Genomic DNA, 580 nt, shown 5'->3' with positions numbered 1-580 from the left:
TTGGCCGTCGTCATCGAGCGGTTGTTGTTTCTCGCCCTTGTGAACCAGCCGGTTATCCAGCACAGAACGCACGTCGTAAAACGACTCTCGGCCGATCTTGGCGATGGGCGTAACTCCCCATTTATCGAAGGCTTGCGTGGTAATCCCGAGGCTGTCCGCCATGCGTGATTTATTCAGCCACTCTGGTTTACGGGTGATCGATTGATTAGCCATAACTACACAACAACCAACCTTTGAAAATGGGTCATATATAGCGAAGACGCGGGGCCCGAATTACCCCCATGAGGGGTGGGGGTCCGGGAGTACCTTCGGTTTTTCGTGTCGGCCAACCTGTCAAGGAAAAAAGGCGATGAAATTGAAGAAAATGCCACTTTCTTTCACCTTTTTCTCTGACTTCCCGTCGCTACAGCCATCAACGAGCCGAAGACATCGCTTCAGCCCAGGCTGTGGATGCGTCAGCCTGATAGTTCGCGTTGACGATGTTCTGCCCGATCTTGAAGAACGGGAAAATGGTTCGATACTTGGGCGCTGAATCGCTGAAGATGAACACTGGCCGCACTGCATCACCCATGCCCATCGA

The 580-nt window shown here is 52.6% G+C and carries 1 pseudogene; it reads right to left on the bottom strand.

What is annotated here, in order from left to right:
* A pseudogene (locus AOA61_RS06095) lies at window positions 1-213 on the bottom strand (DNA-packaging protein); the annotation flags it as partial.
* Window positions 214-580 lie beyond the last annotated feature (367 nt).

Source organism: Pseudomonas sp. 2995-1 (assembly GCF_002742505.1).
Taxonomy (GTDB): domain Bacteria; phylum Pseudomonadota; class Gammaproteobacteria; order Pseudomonadales; family Pseudomonadaceae; genus Aquipseudomonas; species Aquipseudomonas sivasensis.
Note: the sequence above shows the minus strand (reverse complement) of the source record. Positions and strands in the feature narration are given on the sequence as shown.